This window comes from Sulfitobacter sp. 1A13368, from assembly GCF_043557275.1.
GTDB lineage: Bacteria > Pseudomonadota > Alphaproteobacteria > Rhodobacterales > Rhodobacteraceae > Sulfitobacter > Sulfitobacter faviae.
Genome location: NZ_JBIFFR010000002.1, coordinates 350,539 through 367,384, shown reverse-complemented (window position 1 = coordinate 367,384; position 16,846 = coordinate 350,539). Strand labels below are relative to the sequence as shown.

Genomic DNA, 16,846 nt, shown 5'->3' with positions numbered 1-16,846 from the left:
TCCTTCACTCTGCCGTAAGGGTAGCTCATGCAATAGCGTAGGACCATTTGTAAATCCGCACATGCTCAAAATCGTGATAACGCGCGGGCCTATCCGGGGACGGTCAAACCTGTAGTCGGCCCCGCGCCATATGTGGCCGAGACCTGCGCCACCGTCACGTCAAACGCCCCGCTGACGCCATCCGCCGCCCGTGCCGCAGTGCTATAGATCCACCGCGGCGTATCGATCAGCACCTCCCGCCGCTGCTCGCCGCCTTCGTAAACGCGTAAGAGATAGCGTTCACTTTCCTCGCCAAGCGGCACCTCCGGCCCCTCCCAAGCGTCGCCGTCGATCCGCGTTCGGCGAATCCAGCTAAGGGTGATATCGCCACTGGCCCCAGCCTCGGCCCGCAGATGACAGAGGCTGTAGGGCCGCAGACCATTCCCGTCAAAGGCATGAACCTGATGCAGGTAAGAGGGGTCATCCACCGGTCGCCGCGCAGGCCCGATGCGGTAATGCTGCGCCACGCGGCGCAAGTGCGGGCTCAGCTCGACCTGCTGTGGCGTCCCGTTCATCAGCACAAAGCGCGACCCGGTGGGCCAAACCTCGGGCATCAACCCATCGCTGCCTGCCTGCCCGCGCAAGCGACCCGTCAGCCAATAGGTCATCGGGGCGACAAGCTGCGCCTCCTCAAACTGGAACAACTCCCAACGGTCCGCGCTCCCATCCCCAATGGCGGCAAGGTTCGCCCCATTCAAAAGCGCCTCTCTGCTAACGGACTGAAGGCTGCCGCTGGTTAATTTGACCTCCAGCACCGGCCCCGCGTCAATCAACCCTGGTCGTGCCGCGCTTAGCGGCGTTTGGGTAACGCCCATGATCGACCGGTTCGCCACGATGGCGTTCAGCGCATAATCCGAATCCATGGCAGAGCGGTAGACCGCGACGGACCCCGGCCAAGGGGTCGCCGTCACCGCCAGATGCGGCGCATGGGGCACCTCATCCCCGCGCAAAAGCGGCAGGTCCATGAACTGCGGCAGAACCGGCAGCGGCGGGACGAAGGGGCGCAGCGCTGCAAGTTCTTCATCAAGCGGTGCGGGATCATAGACTTCGGGCTCAATCCGAACGCCGTCGATCAGCAGGGAGCCGGCCTGTTCCACCCGGTCGACGCGGTAGCGCCCCGGCCCCTCCGCCCCATCGCCCGGCAGTTCGATCACATCCCCCGCCCCGACAGCCATCCGCGACGGCGGCAATGCCAGCCGCAGCGTCTCACGCGCGACACGCGCTTCGGTCAGCCAGCGTTCGGCCACCTGCCGCCCCTCGCCCCGGGTCAAGGCCATGTTCAACTCGGTCCCGGTGACCGCATGGGTCGCCTCATCTGCCAGAACCGCCTCTTCGGCAATCGGGTCAAAATCCGCATCGGCCTGAATGAACCGCAGCCGCACACGGCCCGAGACTTCGGCCTCCGCCTCACGCAACTGCTCGGTCAACCCGCTCAGGTCGGGGTGAACCGCCAAGTGATCGGGGTCGAGGGGCAACGCATCCGTCCCGTCACGCATCCGAAACTGCAAGACCCCGTCGCGTTCGATCGCGTCAAACCCATAACGCAGCATCAGCGGTTGCAGCGCGGCCCGCGCCTCGCCAACCTCGGCTACCATATAGCCGCGCACATAGCCGAACAGCGCGGAGGGATCGAAATGCGCCACACCCGCGCGGCGGCAAATCTCTCCCACGACCGAGGCCAGCGACCGCGCCGAGGCGCGCCCGTTCAGCCAGTGGCCCCGGCTGTAATTCTCCCCATCGCTCCAGAGATCGACATCGTTGGGGAAGAAGGGAAACGGCCGCGTGTCCCATGCCCAGACAAAAGCGCGCGTCATATCCAGCATCGGCGCACCATATTCCTCCGAAATCGGATTATGCGCCGGATCGCGCCAGTAATCCGAGATCGCCCGCAGATATTGCATCTGCATCAGATCGTCCCGCGCGCCAGTGGAATAATGCGGCAAGGCGCTTTCCGAGCTCTTCAGATCGAGGAACTTGTTGGGCTGGTTCGCCCCTTTGTCGATGGCCGCGCAGCCGTATTCCGTGAACCAGATCGGTTTCGACATCGGCTGCCATTCCGTTGGAGCGGCTTGCCGCTGCCAGCCGATACGCGGGTGGTGCGGGCTCTCCCACCAACGGCGCAGGTCTTTGTAGCGGTACACCCAAGGCTCATCATGCGCGCCATCGGTGATCGGCGTGCGGATCTGCGCGTCGCGGGCCTCGGGCGAATGGTAGTACCAGTCATAGCCCTCGCCGCCTTCGATGTTGGATCTCAGATAGCCGACATCGTAGATTGCGGACCAGTTCTCGCCGTCCAGATGCCCTTCCTCATCGCGCCAATCGGCTAGCGGCATGTAGTTGTCGATCCCGATGAAATCGATCTGCGGATCGGCCCATAGCGGATCAAGGTGAAAGAAGACATCGCCGCTGTCATCCTGCGGGTGATAGCCGAAATACTCGGACCAATCAGCGGCATAGCTGATCTTAACCTCCGGCCCCAACAAGGCGCGCACCTCTCCGGCCAAGGCCCGCAGCGCGGCCACCGCGGGAAAGCTGTTGCCTGCCGCGCGTATCTGGGTCAGCCCCCGCATTTCGGAGGAAATGTAAAACGCCTCGACCCCGCCTGCCGCGGCGCAAAGCGCGGCATAGTGCAAGATAAAGCGCGACAGGGTCCATTCCTCGGGGCCGTTGTAGATGACCGAGCCTTCGCCCACCGCGAAATCCGCAGCCGTGACGGTTCCGAAAAACGCCGCCACCTCGGCTTCTGCCACCGCCGTACCGTCCGGGCTGCCCGGTCGCCCCGGGGCCACCGAAAGCGTGATCCGCCCACGCCACGGCAAGCGGGGCTGGTCCTCGGCATCGCTATAGGGGTCCGGCAGGCCGTTTCCTTCGGTCTGATCCATCAAGATGAAGGGATAGAACATCACCGCCTTGCCCGCTGCCTTCAGCGCGTGAATGGCCTCAACCACCGCGGCATCGGCTGGCGTGCCGCCGTAGATCGGGCGCGCGTCTTGCTGGGTGATCACCTGTGCCGCGCCACGCGTCACGCCAGAGACCCGCCAAGGCATGTTCTCCCCATCGATATCCGGGTCTTCGACCTTGGGCCGCAGGCGACAGTCGCCGCAGCGCAGATCGCCGCCAAACCACGACACGACGAGAGAGGCCGCTTCCAACCGTGGCAATTCCTCGGTCAGGCTTTCCAAGGACACCGCAAAATCGGTCTTGGCGGCGGGCGAATTCACATTCGCGCTCCACCGGCTGCCGGGGCCGTCGGTGTAATGCACCGGGGTCGTCGCCAGCGCATATTCCCCCGTGCCGGGGATCAGGGCGACGCCCTGTACGCCATAGGCGGGCGCATGCTCCCACCCCGGCGCTTGCGGCTGTTCGGGGCGCATCACCTCGAAAGAGAACTGCGGCACCCGGTTGCCAAATTGCGCAAGCGGGAGGTCTTCCATCACCACATAGGCTGTGCCGCGATAGGCCGGCACCCGGTCCGCGCCCTCGATCGCGGCGATGGTCGGGTCGGGCTGCTGGTCCGCCGCGCCTCGGTAAACGCGCATGTTCAGATCGTCCGGGGCAATCTCCTCCCCATCCGCCCAGATACGCCCGACGCTAGTGATCTCCCCTTCGCAGAGCGCGATGGCAAGGCTGACGGTATAGCTGTACTCGGTGGTCTTTGGCGTCGGCGGGCCGCCCTTGCCGCCGCCGCTGACTTCGGTGACCTCTTGGAACTGCGAGGTCCAGATGACATGCCCCGCCAGTCGCATCCGCCCGTAAAGCTGCGGGATCGCCGCCCCCTCGCCCGAGCCTGTCAGGCGAAAGCGATCAACCTTACCGGTCTCGACCGCCTCTCCGCCTTGGCCCAGCAGGCGTTGATCCACCAATCGCCCAAGGCTCGCTCCCACCGCGCGGCCCACCGCGACCGAAGACAGCCCCGCCAGCGTGCCCCCGATGGAGCCGCCAACCGCCGCCCCCGCTGCCGAAAGAACAATCGTCGCCATCAGGAGACCTCCTCAGGAAATACAAAACGCGCCACGATGCGCCGCTGCCATGGCGGGCTGAGCGGGCTTTCCACCACCCCGTGCCGCGCATAGGCGTGGATGAAACTGGCGCTGGCCCCGACGCGCGCCTGCAGCCCGAGGTGCTTTGCCACCGCACCCTGCCGCATTCGGAAAAGCAGCACGTCACCGGGGGCCGCATCACCGCAGTCTTTCATCGCCATATGACGCAGCCCCGCCGCCCAGAGCCGCTCCTCCCCCTGCGGCTCGGACCAATCCATCGAATAGGGTGGCACCGCCTCAGGCTCCGCGCCCAGCAACTCCCGCCAAAGCCCCCGGATCAGCCCCAGACAATCGCAGCCCGCCCCCTTAGTCGCAGCCTGATGCACATAGGGCGTGCCGATCCATCCGCGCGCGGCCTGCGCCAAGCGCTCTCCCGTAGCACTCATCGGCGTGACCCGCCGCCATTCGCACCGTCCGACCGGGGCACCGCCATCATCCAATCCTCCCCCGGCAAATCGGGAAAGCCCCGATAGTTCAGCAGGTTGTTGAACTTCAGCCGACAGGTCTCCATCCGCTTGTCGCAGCCTGCGGTAAACCGGACACGGGTGCCCGCCGCCACCGCCCCGCGGATCGGCTGCCAAAGCTCGATCACGCGCTGCCCGTCCTCATGGTAGTCACGTTTGACCATGCCCCAAAGCCCCGCCGCGGGCCCCTCCAGCACATCAAGCCGCCCCCGGGCGAACCAACCTTCATCGTAGCCCGGGAACGCGGTCCAACGGAAATACTGCGCCTCCGACACTGTCTCGACCACACGCGTCTCAGCATAGCCGGGCGCGGTGAGATCGAACCGGCAATCGCTATCCCCCAACACCGCCGAACAGGGCTTTTGATAGACCCGCCCCACAGGCCGGTTGAGCGGTTCCGTCAGCCCGCGCAACTCGGCACGAAAGCTGCCCCCCGCGCGGTGCAACTCACCGATTGAGCCGCGAAATTGCAGCCGCCGCTGCGCGGGCTCCGCCCAGTTCACCAGCCACGCCTGCACCTCGGCGCCATCAAAGCGCCCCTGTTCGATTTCATCCTCGCGGATCGCATCATCGCTGAGCGCGCCAAGCGCCTCTGTGTTATCAACCGACAACCCGTTGGTCTGGTCCAGCGCCCTCGCGCTCAGCCCTGTATCGGCGCGAAAGGTGACCCCGTCGAACACCAGCGGCATGTCATGATCGGTAAAGGCAAATACCGCCCCATCCGCGCGCGTCACCTGCCAGCAATGGCAGAGCGTCGTCACACCCTGCGCGATATGGGCTGCAAAGCCTCTGTCCAGCCCCGCCATCAGACCCGCACCTCGATCACCGGCACGTCGGGCACCTGTCCGGCCTGAAAACTCTCGACCGAGACCAGAATGCGGTCGGTATCAAAGCGCACCGGCACGTCGAACTCGAAGCCCGCGAAAATCTCGATCTCAGGATCAGGCGGATGGGCAAAGGTGATGATCCCGCTCTCTGCGTCGACCTCAAATTCGACGCCCTCGCGCAGCTCATCCTGCTCCAGCCCCACGCGCACGGTCCCGGCCACCGGTTTGGTGATCGGACGGCGATAGGATTGCGCCCCCGAGCGGTAGGTCTTGGTCAGTTGAAACGCCGCCTGAACCCCATCCCCATAGCCGATGCTCTGGTCGTCGAAAGCCACCGGAAGCGCCATTTTGCCCGACTTATAATCGGCCCAATCCTTCCAGCGAAACCCGTACATCTGCCCCATGCGCGCCTCAAAAAAGGCGATCAGCACCTGTAGATCGTCGATCGAGCGCATCCCCAACCCGGCATCATAGACCCGCCGCGAATGGGCCCAAGGCGTGTTACGCTCCTCATGGCCGTTGGCCAAGGTGACCACATCTGTCTGCCGTTGCGGCCCCCCGACAGAGCCAAAGCTTAGCGACGGGGGAAATCTGACCTCGTGAAACTGCATGATCTGCTCCTTTATCCGCCGCGCGGCCTATCGGTTGCGGTTGCCGGTGCTGAGGGCACGGCTCAACTGTGCGGCGATCTGGCTTTGGCTGCGCTGAAACCCCTGTACATCGGGGGTAGTGATGTTCATCACGATGGTCGTCGCGCCGCCGCCGTTGCCGCGCACGCCCAGCTTGCCATCCGCCCCCCGCGCCAAGGGCATGATTGCCTCCGGCCCGGCCTCACCCATCAGCCCCGTGCCGCCGCGCATGGGAAAGGCGGTCGCCGAGTTGACCACCCCACCCTGCGCGAAGGGCATGACCTTACCTTGCGAGAAAGGCGCGCCATCGGCGAAGGGCAATATCCCCTCCACAATGCTGCCCACGCCCTCGCTGATCAGCCCGCCGAAATGGTCCGTCACCGGGCGCATCGCGGCATTGTAAGTCGTGCGGATCATCGACTGCGCCAAGTCGCTCAGCGCGTCCGAGAGTTTGGCCCCGTCAAAGACCACCCCATCAAAGGCCCGCCTCAATCCACGGCTGAGCCCTTTCTCAAGGGTCGCCACGTCTTTGCCCGTCGCGGCGAGCGCGCCGCGCATTCGCCGCAGCTCACCGTCGAACCCGGCCACCAAACCGCTGGTCTGCGCCAGCGTCTCATTCAGCCCCTCGGCCCGGCTCTCAAGGTTCTCGAAATCGTCAAAGTCAGCCATCACCGGCCCCTTTCGTCTCATCTGGATAGGCCGCCATCAGCGCGGCGAGACCGTCGCTCAGCAGCGGCGTGGGGCCAGACTTCGGCCCCAGCATCAACTGCAACTCCGCCGGCGTCAGCGCCCAGAATTGATCCGGCAGCAGCCCCAATCGCGACAGCCCCACCCGCAGCAACGCGGGCCAGTCAAGGCCGCTTGCCGCGCTCACGCCTGCACCGTAAAGGCCCGCGCCAGCAATTCCGCCGCCGCCCGCGCCGCCGCCATTGGCCCGCCCTCGATCTGCGCGTGCTCAAGCGTGGCGGCATCCATCTCCGCCCCGCCTCCGCGCAGCCCGGCGAGCAACAGGGCCAAGACATCGCGGCTCGAAAAACGATTGCTTTCAAACCGCTCTACCAGGGCCACAAGGCTGTCGGCCTGCAACGCGGCCTCCAACTCGGCCAAGGCCCCAAGGGTCAGCCGTGCCTCATGACGTTCACCATCAATCACGAGGCTCACCTCGCCGCGCCACGGGTTCGTCATGCTCATACCACCACATCGGGGGTAAAGATCAGCTCCCCCGCCGATTGCAGGCTAAGCTCAAAGGTGGCCTCCCCATTCAGCGACCCCGCGTATTCTAGAGCAGAGACCTGAAACGGCCCCTGCACCACGCCGAAATCCGGAATGATCACCTGAAAATCCGGCGTCAGCCCGTTAAAGAACAACTGCCGCGCCCGTTCATCCGTGCCCGCATCGCGAAACACCCCCGACCCGCTGATCGCGGCCGAGCGGACACCGGCACCCGCCAGCAATTCCCGCCAACCGCCGCTTGAATCGAGCGAGGTCACATCCACCGTTTCGGCGTTGAAACTCACCCGTTTGGCCCTGAGCCCGGCAATCGTCTCGAACTGCCCATCGCTGGTCATATCCACTTTGACCAAAAGGTCCTTGCCCGCTTGAACTGCCATCACTGTCTCCTCGCACCAATCTGAAATCTAAAGTCTTATGCGTCCGCGACCCGGGCGCGGAATTGCAGGTCGATCCGCCGGGCAGAGGCCCCGTCGATCCGCCGCGCCGTCGCTTTGAGAAAGGCCATATCCACCACGCGCCCCCGGCTGAGCGCCGGCTCCGCCCCATGCAGCAGGTCTGAGATCACCGCCGCGCAGCCCTTCGCCGTGCTGAACCCCGGCGCGCTGGTGACCACCGACAGGGTCAGGCGATGCTCCGCCCCCGCGCCCTGCGGGTCCGACAGGTCCTTCGCCACCTCTTGGCCCAAGAGCACATAGGTCTCTGGCAGGCTCCCCCCCGGCACCGCGTCAAAGACCGCGTCACCGATCAGCACGGTGAGGCCCGGATCGCTCTGCAACAGGTCATAAACCGCCGCCTGCAAAGCCCCTGAAAGCGCATAGGTCATACCGCCACCTCCTCATCGGCAAAGCAGATCAGATAGCGCCCGCCCGCATCGCTCTCGGCCACGGCCCGGACCACGAAGACCCGCGTGCCCTCGCGAAACCGCTGCTCGGGGGTTGGTCGCTGCGGGGTACCTTCCGGCGCCGCCCGCACTGTGATCTTGACCCCCATCCGGCTGACGGCCACCCCGCCCTGCGCAGTCTCCCGCCCCGTCCGCGCGCGCACATCGGCCCAGAGAGTGCCCAAGGGCTGCCAGACCTCGCGATGCCCTCCCGCGCCATCGCTCACGCGCTGCGGCGCTTCCAATACAAGGGGCCGGTTCAACTGCGGGCGGCTCATGCCGTCCCCCCAAAGCCGAGGCGCACCCGGCGGTAGCGTTCGATCAGGCTGCTGACACCAAAAGGCATGCACCCTTCGCCAAGCGCCGTGTCGTCGCGGTATTCGTAGTAATGCGCCGCCAGCAGCATCACCGCTTGGGCCAAATCATCCGGCAACCCGCCCCAATCAGCGGACATGCCCGCATCGAAATTGATCAGCGCGGCCCCCGCGCTTGGGATGCGCGGCAGGGCGGCGGTGCTGGCCCGAAGACGCGGCGTTTGCGCATCGCGTTCCAGCCAATAGCGCTCGGGGTCCACCGCCGTCTCCACCCCGTCCCGCGCCACAAGCGCCACCCGCGCGATCTCTTGCACAGGGGCCACGGGCAAGACCTGCGCCGCCGCATCCCGCCAAAAGGTCAGTGACAGGGCAAAACGCCGAATGATCAGCACCTTGCCCGTCCGCGCTTCCACCGCCGCCATCGCCGCGCGCAGGAAGCTGCGCAACACCGGGTCTTGAAGGCCGTCCTGCGCAAAGCCGGTGCCAAGGCGCAGATGCATTCTGAAGGCCTCAACCGGCAAGACCGCATCCGGCACATTTGTCTCTTCGATCAACATCATCGAACGTCTCCAAAAATCGCTCCCGCGCCCCTTGGGGCCATGCGGTTATTCCCGGACGCGCACCGGTTGCATTGCTCGGTCGGAGGGGAGCAGCTAGACAACGCAACCTCGCAGGCGCACGTCCGGGCCGGGGCCAAGTTGCCCCGGCCCCGGCTTCGGCACCGGCTTACGCCAGGCCGAATTTCATCAGCTTGATCGCCGCGAAATCGCTCACGTCGCCGCCGACACGTTTGGTGGCATAGAACAGCACATGCGGCTTGGCGCTGAACGGGTCGCGCAGGATCCGCAGATCGGGACGTTCGGCCACGGTGTAGCCTGCGGAAAAGTCGCCAAAGGCGATGGCCATCGCATCGGTCGCCGGATCGGGCATGTCCTCTGCCACCAGCACCGGATAGCCCATAAGCCGCGCAGGCTCCCCCGCCGCCAACCCGTCGGACCACAGAAACCGCCCATCGGTGTCTTTCAACTTGCGCACCTTGGCCGTGGTCTTTGAGTTCATCACGAAGACCGCATTCTTGCGGTAAGCCGCGCCAAGGGCATAGACCAACTCGATGATCGCGTCGGCCTCGGGGTTGGCGTTGGTGCCGCTGGGGACATAGCCCAGATTGCCCCAGGTCCAGATGTCGTTGTCCACCGCAGGGTGGCTCAGAAAACCGGTAGGCTTGTCGATGCCGTCACCGCTGACAAAGGCCGCCGCTTCGGCCCGTGCAAATTTGTCGGCGATACGCCCCGCCAGCCAACCTTCGATATCAAAGGCGCTGTCATCCAGCAGACGTTGGCTCGCCTTGGGCAGCGCGCTCAGCTCATGCAGCGGCACGGTGATCCGGTCGATCTGGGGCGTGTCCGTCTCGGCTTGCGCCCCGCTTTCGGTCGCCCAACCAGCGCCCACATCGGCGTGATCGACCAGCACGTCATAAGACGTGGCCTCCACCTGCACCACCGAGGCAATCGCGCGGATCGACGCCCCCGCATTCAGCACAGATTGCACCCGGTCGGCAGTTTGCGGATCCACCAGATAGCCGCCGTCCGAATTGACCGCCGTCGACATCGATTTGCTGTCCAATTCCAGCCCCCGCAGCCCATCGTCATCGCCGTTGCGCAGATAGGCGTCAAAGGCTTTCTTATGCGGCGCATCGTGATCGATCGCGCCGCTCAAAGGGCTGCGGGCAGGCAGGGTCATCTTGCGGTCCATCATGGCAATTCGCTCTTCTGATTGTTGAAGTTTCGTATTAATCTCGGCCCGAAAGCCGTTGAAGTCACTGACAAAACCGCTCACGGCCTGCCGCACTTCCTCCGCCGGAGACAGGTCTTTGCCCGCCTTTGTGCTCATCTCATTCTTGGTCATCGCTTTTCCTTCGATCTGCTCAGTCAAACTCAGGCTCAGCCCCGCGCCATCTCGGCCCGCGCGGCATCAAAGGCCGCCGCCATCTCGCGCAGCACATGGCCCACGGCCCTGAACTCCCCCTTGGCCCCGACCCGCGCCCAGGGCAGCATCGGAAAGGTCACCAAAGACACCTCCCAAAGCTCCAGTTCCGACAGCAGCCGCTGCCCCTTGGTGGTCTTGCCTGCTTTCACGGTGCGGTAGCCGATGCTGAGCCCGTCGATGGCCCCCGCCTCGATCAGCGCCGCCGCCTCCCGGCCCTTGGCCACAGTGCTAAGGATGCGCCCCTTGACCCAAAGACCCCGGCCATCCTCGCGCACCTCGTCCCATACCCCGATGGGCTGGGCCGGGTCATGCTGCCACAGCATCTTGACGCTGCGCCCCGCCTTCGCGACCGCCGCAAGGCTCACCGCATAGGCCCCCGCCTCGACCACATCGCCGCCCTGATCGACCGCGCCAAAGAGGCTGGCATAGCCGCTGATCTTCAGCCCATCCTCCACCGATGTCACGCTGCCGAAGCGTGCAAATTTATGCTCCAACCCGCAGCCCGTAGGCGCAACTTCCCCGTTCTCCGGCCAGCCGCCGAAGGCGTCCAATTGATAAGTCATCGTATTTTCCCTCGTTCAGCCCACTACGGCGCCACCGCCAGAAAGGATTGCACCGCCTGTGCCAAGATCACCGCCACCACGCCGTAGACCGTCAGCCACAGCCGCCGTTCCAACCGCTCCATCATCTGCTCGATCCGGTCGAGCCGCTTTTGCATGTTCTCGCGATGCACCGCGCTGAGCGTCTCATGCGCCTGAAGCCGCAACCCCGGCGCACATTCGAAGCGCTCGATCTCACGCAGCTCAGGCATCATCGGCCACCGCTGGAAGCCCCAATAGGCTGCGCTTCTCCGCATCGCTCAGGAACGCCGCCGCAGACACCCGCGCCCATTGCGCATCACGCTCCGCCGCCAATGTAGGCACTTGGTCAAGGTCCGGCTTCACCATCACCGCCGCCCCCAGATACCCGCTCAGCCACTCCGCCAGCGCCGCCGTCACCCGCGTCGCCAGCGGCAGCACCGTCAGACGATAGAACGCCCGATGCGCCTCCTGATAGTTTGCGTAAGTCGCGTCCCCCTGCACCCCGATCAGCATCGGCGGCACCCCAAAGGCCAGCGCAATCTCCCGCGCCGCACTCTCCTTTGTTTTCTGAAACTCCATATCAGAGGGCGAAAAGCCCATCGGCTTCCAGTCGAGCCCGCCCTCCAGCAGCATGGGCCGTCCCGCATTGCGCGCCCCTTGATGGTGGCTCTCCATCTCACTCACCAGCCGGTCATACTGATCCTCACTCAGCTTGCCCTGCCCCTCAGCCCCGCGATAGACAATCGCCCCCGAGGGCCGCGCCGCATTGTCCAGCAGCGCCTTCGACCAGCGGCTCGCCGCGTTATGCACGTCCATCGCCATCGCCGCCGCCTGCATGGGGCTAAAACCATAGTGATCGTCCTGCGGGTGAAAATTCCGGATATGACAAACCGGCGTCGCCGTCCCACTCGCGTCGAAACGGTGCTTGCGCCCACCCACCGCATATTCATAGGCCACCGGCCAGCCATCCGCCCCCGGCACCACGCTCATCCGGTCCGACCGCAACACATGGAGCTCAACCGGCAAACCACCCTCGCCGCCCACCGCTTCGACATAGCCATCCCCGCTCAGCAGCATCTGTCCATAAAGCGCCTCAAGCAACTCTGCCCGGCCTTGCCCCGCATTCGGGCGCCGCATCAGTTCCATGAGCGGGTGTTCGTCATAGCGCCGCGCGCTATCCTGCACGACCAGCGGCAGCGCCGCCGCAGCCTCGGCGATCAGCTTGACCGAACGAAACCCCACCGGATTGCCGCAAAAGCCCGAGCGCGTCAGGCTCACGCTATCGCGCGGGCTCCAGGCTACACGGCCCGAGGTCTGATAGGCGACGACCGACCCGGTGGCCGAAGCCTTGCGCTCCGCTGTTTCAACCGCCGCGCCCCGCCGTAGAAAATCGAATACCATGTCGTCGCTCCTCATTCTGCCCGACCCCGGCGGCGAATACCTGCCCCGCATTGCCCGGCGTTGTCAGACTTTCCCTGAAATCCCTTAACGCTGGAGAAACCCACCGTGCGCTGTCCCACGCAACAGCCCGCTCACAGGCTCCGCACCCCCGGGCTGCGCCACTGCGCGGCAGGTTCGATCATCAGCTCATGCAGCGCCCAGACCAGCGCATCGACCCGGTCCGGGCTGCCCTTGCCCTCATAGCCGCGCGCCGTCATCAGACACATCTGATCCTCCAGCGCATCCAGCCCCGGCAAATGGCACACCCGCCCCTGCTCATAAAGCGCGGCCACTGGCTCCGCCCGCGCCACCTTGCCCCGCGCCGCATGAACGGTCTTGAGCGAGACCAGCGGATCGACCTGCCGCAACACCTCAGCCACCAACTGCCCGCCCTGATTGACCTCAGCCACCAACCGATCCGCCCCATAGCGCGTCATCGCCGCAATCGCCGCCTGCGCCCAGCCCATGGGCGTGGCCCCCTGCACCGTGCAATCAGCCAGCACCACCGCCCGCCACTCCTGCGGCGGCCCCTTTGTCTGCGCCCCCACCACAACAATCCCGCACTCGTCCGAGCCCGCCCCACTCGTCGTCGCCGGGTCCAAACCCACCACGATCCGGTCCAGCTCCGGCGCTTCTCGCACCCGCCCCGCCTCCAACAAGGCCGAGGTCCACAACGCCCCATCGGCATCGGCCAACAAAACACCATCCAACTCCTGCCGCCCCAGCCGCGTGCCGCGATACCGCGCCCGCACCTCTTCAAGGAACGACCCTGCCAGATTGGCCGCATTCGCCTCCGTCGGCGCATGGGTCGTGACCGTCGAGGGCGCGGCCAAAAGCGCCTTCAACACATCCACATTGCGCGGCGTCGTCGTCACGCAGACCTGAGGCCGCTCCCCCAATCGCAGCGCAAACTGCAACTGGTCCCAAGCCTCCTGCCCACGCTTCCACTTCGCCAGTTCATCCACCCAAGCCGCATCAAACTGCGGCCCGCGCAGTCCTTCTGGGTCATGCGCCGTATGCACCGTGGCAATTGCGCCATTGGGCCAGACCAACCGCTTGCGCGTCGCCTCCCAATCGGGCCGCCGATCCGGCGGGCTACAGGCCAGAATGCCGCTGTCGCCAAAGATCATCACCTCGCGCACCTGCTCGATGGTCTCCCCGACCAGCGCCACGCGGCTGCACGCACCGGGGTCGAGCGGTCGGCTCCCCTCAACCTTGCTGCGCACCCATTCCGCCCCGGCCCGGGTCTTGCCCGCGCCGCGCCCGCCCATGATCACCCATGTCCGCCAATCGCCCTCAGGCGGCAGTTGGTGGTCCAGCGCCCAGAACTCAAACAAAAAAGGGAGAGCCAGAAGCTCTCCCTCACCGAGGTCATTCAGAAACTGCGCCTGGGTCTGAGCATCGGCGCAGGCGATCCAGCTTGCACCCGATGTCAGCCCGCGCTTTGTCCATGTCGAGGGCATAGCCCCCGCGCGCGATTCCAGCTTGTCGGTTTCGACAGTCATTCAGCGTGTTCTCCGCTTTCAGGCAATGCGCCAGCAGTCCTGCCACTTTGGACGTTTTGCCAGACACCGCAGTTTCCTTGAGTTCCCCCCCGGACCGGGCCTGTTCCGTCAGACCTTCGATTTCCCGACGCAGCGCGCCGATTGCTTCTTGGAGACCGCGCAGGATTTCCGCGCTGTCTTCCGTCTCTTGCTCCGGGGTAATGATCGTCATCGCTTTACCTCTTGTTGGTTATCCCCAACCGAGCAGACACAAAAAAACGACCACCGGGTCACCCCGGGGCCGTTCGCCCATGTCCTCTAGCGTGCCACAAGTCCTACGTCAGACCGTGCGCAAAGTCAAGAAAAACTGTGTTAACAACACCTTACAGCGCCGTGCGGCAAAGCACCCGCGCAAATAAAAACCCCGCTGTCTCCAGCGGGGTTTTCAGTGGTCTCAGTTTCCGCCGGTTGAGGCATTGCCCGCCGCTTCCGCGCCGCGCTGCGCCTCGATCTGACGCCAGCGCGCAACGTTGCGGTTATGCTCGTCCAAGGTTTCCGCAAAAGCGTGCCCACCGGTGCCATCCGCCACGAAGAAGACGTAGTCCGTCTCCGCCGGTTGAGCTGCGGCCATCAGGCTCGCCCGGCCCGGGTTGGCAATGGGCGTGGGCGGCAGACCGTCGATCACATAGGTGTTCCACGGCGTCTCTGCCCGCAGTTCCGAGCGGCGCAGCCCGCGGCCCAGCACGCCCTTGCCCTCGGTCACCCCGTAGATCACCGTAGGGTCGGTCTGAAGCCGCATCCCTTGGTTCAAACGGTTCACGAAAACGCTCGCCACCTGCTCACGTTCGGCGGCGACACCGGTTTCCTTTTCGATGATCGACGCAAGGATCAGCAGCTCCTCGGGCGTCTCAATTGGCAGATCGGGGTCGCGCGCCTCAAAGGCTTCGGCCAAGAGCACCTCCTGCGCCGCGGCCATCCGTGCAATCACCTCGGCGCGGTCGTCGCCCGGACGCACCTCATAGCTATCGGGCGCGAGGCTGCCCTCTGCTGGAAGCTCCGCAACCTCGCCGGTCAATTGCTCGACCTGCTTCAGCGCTTCGACAACCTGCCAGCTGGTCACCCCTTCGGCCAATGCCACGCGGAACCGCGTGTCATTCGCACTCGAGATTTCGGTATAGGCTTCGGGAGCCTCTTCCTCACTCGGGGTGAATTCCGCGCGTTCAACAAAACGGCTGGTGACCGGGTCCAACTCACGGACCTGCACGCTCACCCGGTTCACCCCGATGCGATAGACTACCTCAGTACCGCAGGTGCTGGCCCCGCCTTGGGTCACGATATCCACGATCCCCTGCATCGACGTGCCGGGCTGAACAAGAAAGCTGCCCGCCTTCAGGCTGCTCGACTTCTCCTCGTAATCCGCGCCCATGCGAAAGATCGCGGGCGAAGAAACCGCGCCCTGTTCCTCAAGGTTCTGGCTGACCTGCCGCATGTTCGAGCCGCGCTCGACCTGCACACAGATCGCCTGTTCCAACGGACCCTCAGAGACATAGGTCGACTTGCCCCAGAGGATGATCCCCCCAAGCAGGAACAGGCCGACCAACAGAAACGTCACGGCGTTAGAGGCGATATGACGCCACATTTAGCTGACTTTCCCGAACAGGACCGATGCGTTGGTGCCGCCGAAACCAAAGGAGTTGCTGAGCGCCACGTCGATCTTGCGCTCGACCTTTTTGTTTGGTGCCAAATCAATCGGCGTCTCAACCGCCGGGTTATCAAGGTTGATCGTCGGCGGCGCCACCTGATCGCGGATCGCGAGCATGCAGAAGATCGCCTCGATCGCGCCCGCAGCCCCCAAAAGGTGCCCGGTGGCGGATTTGGTCGATGACATCGTCACATCGCCCGCAGCCTCGCCCATCAGCCGCTCGACCGCACCCAGCTCAATCGTGTCGGCCATGGTCGAGGTGCCATGCGCGTTGATGTAATCCACATCCGCAGGCTCCAGCCCCGCATTCTTCAGCGCCGCACGCATGGAGCGTTCGCCGCCCTCGCCGTCCTCGGAAGGGGCGGTGATGTGATGCGCATCGCCCGACAGGCCATAACCCAGCACCTCGGCATAGATCTTGGCACCGCGCGCCTTGGCGTGTTCATACTCTTCCAGCACCACGATGCCCGCACCCTCGCCCATGACGAAACCGTCGCGGTCCACGTCATAGGGGCGGCTGGCCTTTTGCGGATCGTCGCCGCGTTTGGTCGAGAGCGCCTTGCAGGCGTTAAAGCCCGCCATGCCGATCTCACAGATCGCCGCCTCGGCACCGCCTGCGATCATCACATCCGCATCACCGTATTTGATCAGCCGCGCCGCATCGCCGATGGCATGGGCGCCGGTCGAACAGGCGGTCACGACCGAGTGGTTCGGCCCCTTGAAACCATAGCGGATCGACACCTGACCCGAGATCAGGTTGATCAGCGCGCCCGGCACGAAGAAGGGGCTTACGCGACGCGGGCCCTTCTCATGCATCATGACGGCGGTATTGGCGATGGAGTTCAGCCCCCCGATGCCCGAACCGATCAGAACGCCGGTGCGTTCCTGATCTTCCTGCTCGGTCGGCTTCCAGCCCGAATCCTCAACCGCCTGCTGGGCGGCGGCCATGCCAAAGAGGATGAAGGTGTCGACCTTACGCTGCTCTTTCGGCTCCATGTATTTATTGGCGTCGAAGGTGCCATCGCTGCCATCGCCCAAGGGCACTTCGCAAGCGTATTGAGTCACCAGTTTGCTGGCATCAAAGCCGGTGATCGGCCCGGCCCCGGACTTCCCATCAAGGATCCGTTTCCAGCTTTCTTCCACGCCGTCCGCGAGCGGGGTAACCAAACCCAAACCCGTTACTACAACTCTGCGCATCTCAGTGCCCCTTGCCGATAATGTCTCGGC

At 64.8% G+C, this 16,846-nt stretch carries 19 protein-coding genes; all 19 read right to left on the bottom strand.

The window, feature by feature from the left end; all coding sequences use genetic code 11:
* Positions 1-89: 89 nt before the first annotated feature.
* Positions 90-4,019 carry a glycoside hydrolase/phage tail family protein gene (locus ACGYK4_RS05370; protein ID WP_394455465.1) on the bottom strand — a complete coding sequence of 1,310 codons (3,930 nt, stop codon included), beginning with the start codon at positions 4,017-4,019 and terminating at the stop codon, positions 90-92.
* Positions 4,019-4,465, bottom strand: a complete 447-nt coding sequence (locus ACGYK4_RS05365; RefSeq protein WP_394455463.1) for an NlpC/P60 family protein — start codon at positions 4,463-4,465, stop codon at positions 4,019-4,021. Before ACGYK4_RS05365 ends, ACGYK4_RS05370 begins: the two co-directional genes overlap by 1 nt.
* The gene (locus ACGYK4_RS05360) at positions 4,462-5,349 is read right to left on the bottom strand and encodes a DUF2163 domain-containing protein (protein ID WP_394455461.1); all 888 of its coding nucleotides are present in this window, start codon (positions 5,347-5,349) and stop codon (positions 4,462-4,464) included. The genes ACGYK4_RS05365 and ACGYK4_RS05360 overlap by 4 nt, the downstream gene beginning before the upstream one ends.
* Positions 5,349-5,981, bottom strand: a complete 633-nt coding sequence (locus ACGYK4_RS05355; protein WP_394455459.1) for a TIGR02217 family protein — start codon at positions 5,979-5,981, stop codon at positions 5,349-5,351. Before ACGYK4_RS05355 ends, ACGYK4_RS05360 begins: the two co-directional genes overlap by 1 nt.
* A gap of 27 nt (positions 5,982-6,008) precedes the next feature.
* The gene (locus ACGYK4_RS05350; protein WP_394455457.1) at positions 6,009-6,668 is read right to left on the bottom strand and encodes a phage tail tape measure protein; all 660 of its coding nucleotides are present in this window, start codon (positions 6,666-6,668) and stop codon (positions 6,009-6,011) included.
* Positions 6,661-6,873: a rcc01693 family protein gene (locus ACGYK4_RS05345; RefSeq protein ID WP_394408364.1), complete on the bottom strand. Its 213-nt coding sequence runs from the start codon at positions 6,871-6,873 to the stop codon at positions 6,661-6,663. The genes ACGYK4_RS05350 and ACGYK4_RS05345 overlap by 8 nt, the downstream gene beginning before the upstream one ends.
* On the bottom strand, positions 6,870-7,184 hold the full coding sequence (locus ACGYK4_RS05340; protein WP_168612779.1) for a gene transfer agent family protein: 315 nt from the start codon (positions 7,182-7,184) through the stop codon (positions 6,870-6,872). Before ACGYK4_RS05340 ends, ACGYK4_RS05345 begins: the two co-directional genes overlap by 4 nt.
* 2 nt (positions 7,185-7,186) lie before the next feature.
* On the bottom strand, positions 7,187-7,609 hold the full coding sequence (locus ACGYK4_RS05335) for a phage major tail protein, TP901-1 family (RefSeq protein WP_067263135.1): 423 nt from the start codon (positions 7,607-7,609) through the stop codon (positions 7,187-7,189).
* A 35-nt stretch (positions 7,610-7,644) separates the two neighbouring features.
* A complete protein-coding gene (locus ACGYK4_RS05330) occupies positions 7,645-8,055 on the bottom strand; it encodes a DUF3168 domain-containing protein (protein ID WP_394455455.1) in 411 nt (136 codons plus the stop codon).
* Positions 8,052-8,390, bottom strand: a complete 339-nt coding sequence (locus ACGYK4_RS05325) for a head-tail adaptor protein (RefSeq protein WP_394455454.1) — start codon at positions 8,388-8,390, stop codon at positions 8,052-8,054. The genes ACGYK4_RS05330 and ACGYK4_RS05325 overlap by 4 nt, the downstream gene beginning before the upstream one ends.
* Entirely contained in the window at positions 8,387-8,986 is a 600-nt protein-coding gene (locus ACGYK4_RS05320; RefSeq protein WP_394455453.1) for a head-tail connector protein, read from the bottom strand. The genes ACGYK4_RS05325 and ACGYK4_RS05320 overlap by 4 nt, the downstream gene beginning before the upstream one ends.
* A 166-nt stretch (positions 8,987-9,152) precedes the next feature.
* Positions 9,153-10,331, bottom strand: a complete 1,179-nt coding sequence (locus ACGYK4_RS05315) for a phage major capsid protein (protein WP_394455451.1) — start codon at positions 10,329-10,331, stop codon at positions 9,153-9,155.
* A 35-nt stretch (positions 10,332-10,366) separates the two neighbouring features.
* Positions 10,367-10,975 (bottom strand): HK97 family phage prohead protease, encoded by a 609-nt coding sequence (locus ACGYK4_RS05310; RefSeq protein WP_394431720.1) that lies wholly within the window; start codon positions 10,973-10,975, stop codon positions 10,367-10,369.
* 23 nt (positions 10,976-10,998) lie between these two features.
* Positions 10,999-11,226 carry a hypothetical protein gene (locus tag ACGYK4_RS05305; protein WP_394374191.1) on the bottom strand — a complete coding sequence of 76 codons (228 nt, stop codon included), beginning with the start codon at positions 11,224-11,226 and terminating at the stop codon, positions 10,999-11,001.
* On the bottom strand, positions 11,216-12,394 hold the full coding sequence (locus tag ACGYK4_RS05300; RefSeq protein ID WP_394455449.1) for a phage portal protein: 1,179 nt from the start codon (positions 12,392-12,394) through the stop codon (positions 11,216-11,218). The genes ACGYK4_RS05305 and ACGYK4_RS05300 overlap by 11 nt, the downstream gene beginning before the upstream one ends.
* A 131-nt stretch (positions 12,395-12,525) precedes the next feature.
* Entirely contained in the window at positions 12,526-13,896 is a 1,371-nt protein-coding gene (locus ACGYK4_RS05295) for a DNA-packaging protein (protein ID WP_394455772.1), read from the bottom strand.
* Positions 13,805-14,149 carry a hypothetical protein gene (locus tag ACGYK4_RS05290; protein ID WP_067261859.1) on the bottom strand — a complete coding sequence of 115 codons (345 nt, stop codon included), beginning with the start codon at positions 14,147-14,149 and terminating at the stop codon, positions 13,805-13,807. Before ACGYK4_RS05290 ends, ACGYK4_RS05295 begins: the two co-directional genes overlap by 92 nt.
* Before the next feature lie 222 nt (positions 14,150-14,371).
* Positions 14,372-15,556 (bottom strand): endolytic transglycosylase MltG, encoded by a 1,185-nt coding sequence (mltG, locus tag ACGYK4_RS05285; RefSeq protein WP_394455447.1) that lies wholly within the window; start codon positions 15,554-15,556, stop codon positions 14,372-14,374.
* Positions 15,557-16,816, bottom strand: coding sequence for a beta-ketoacyl-ACP synthase II (fabF, locus tag ACGYK4_RS05280; RefSeq protein ID WP_394455446.1), 1,260 nt, complete (start codon positions 16,814-16,816; stop codon positions 15,557-15,559).
* Between the last annotated feature and the right edge of the window lie 30 nt (positions 16,817-16,846).

Coding starts and splice junctions, on each gene's coding strand:
- ACGYK4_RS05350 (WP_394455457.1), bottom strand. CDS start 6,668: ATGGCTGACTTTGACGATTTCGAGAACCTTGAGAGCCGGGCCGAGGGG.
- mltG (WP_394455447.1), bottom strand. CDS start 15,556: ATGTGGCGTCATATCGCCTCTAACGCCGTGACGTTTCTGTTGGTCGGC.
- ACGYK4_RS05340 (WP_168612779.1), bottom strand. CDS start 7,184: ATGACGAACCCGTGGCGCGGCGAGGTGAGCCTCGTGATTGATGGTGAA.
- ACGYK4_RS05300 (WP_394455449.1), bottom strand. CDS start 12,394: ATGGTATTCGATTTTCTACGGCGGGGCGCGGCGGTTGAAACAGCGGAG.
- fabF (WP_394455446.1), bottom strand. CDS start 16,816: ATGCGCAGAGTTGTAGTAACGGGTTTGGGTTTGGTTACCCCGCTCGCG.
- ACGYK4_RS05330 (WP_394455455.1), bottom strand. CDS start 8,055: ATGACCTATGCGCTTTCAGGGGCTTTGCAGGCGGCGGTTTATGACCTG.
- ACGYK4_RS05295 (WP_394455772.1), bottom strand. CDS start 13,896: ATGCCCTCGACATGGACAAAGCGCGGGCTGACATCGGGTGCAAGCTGG.
- ACGYK4_RS05290 (WP_067261859.1), bottom strand. CDS start 14,149: ATGACGATCATTACCCCGGAGCAAGAGACGGAAGACAGCGCGGAAATC.
- ACGYK4_RS05315 (WP_394455451.1), bottom strand. CDS start 10,331: ATGACCAAGAATGAGATGAGCACAAAGGCGGGCAAAGACCTGTCTCCG.
- ACGYK4_RS05310 (WP_394431720.1), bottom strand. CDS start 10,975: ATGACTTATCAATTGGACGCCTTCGGCGGCTGGCCGGAGAACGGGGAA.
- ACGYK4_RS05320 (WP_394455453.1), bottom strand. CDS start 8,986: ATGATGTTGATCGAAGAGACAAATGTGCCGGATGCGGTCTTGCCGGTT.
- ACGYK4_RS05305 (WP_394374191.1), bottom strand. CDS start 11,226: ATGATGCCTGAGCTGCGTGAGATCGAGCGCTTCGAATGTGCGCCGGGG.
- ACGYK4_RS05360 (WP_394455461.1), bottom strand. CDS start 5,349: ATGGCGGGGCTGGACAGAGGCTTTGCAGCCCATATCGCGCAGGGTGTG.
- ACGYK4_RS05335 (WP_067263135.1), bottom strand. CDS start 7,609: ATGGCAGTTCAAGCGGGCAAGGACCTTTTGGTCAAAGTGGATATGACC.
- ACGYK4_RS05325 (WP_394455454.1), bottom strand. CDS start 8,390: ATGAGCCGCCCGCAGTTGAACCGGCCCCTTGTATTGGAAGCGCCGCAG.
- ACGYK4_RS05365 (WP_394455463.1), bottom strand. CDS start 4,465: ATGAGTGCTACGGGAGAGCGCTTGGCGCAGGCCGCGCGCGGATGGATC.
- ACGYK4_RS05370 (WP_394455465.1), bottom strand. CDS start 4,019: ATGGCGACGATTGTTCTTTCGGCAGCGGGGGCGGCGGTTGGCGGCTCC.
- ACGYK4_RS05355 (WP_394455459.1), bottom strand. CDS start 5,981: ATGCAGTTTCACGAGGTCAGATTTCCCCCGTCGCTAAGCTTTGGCTCT.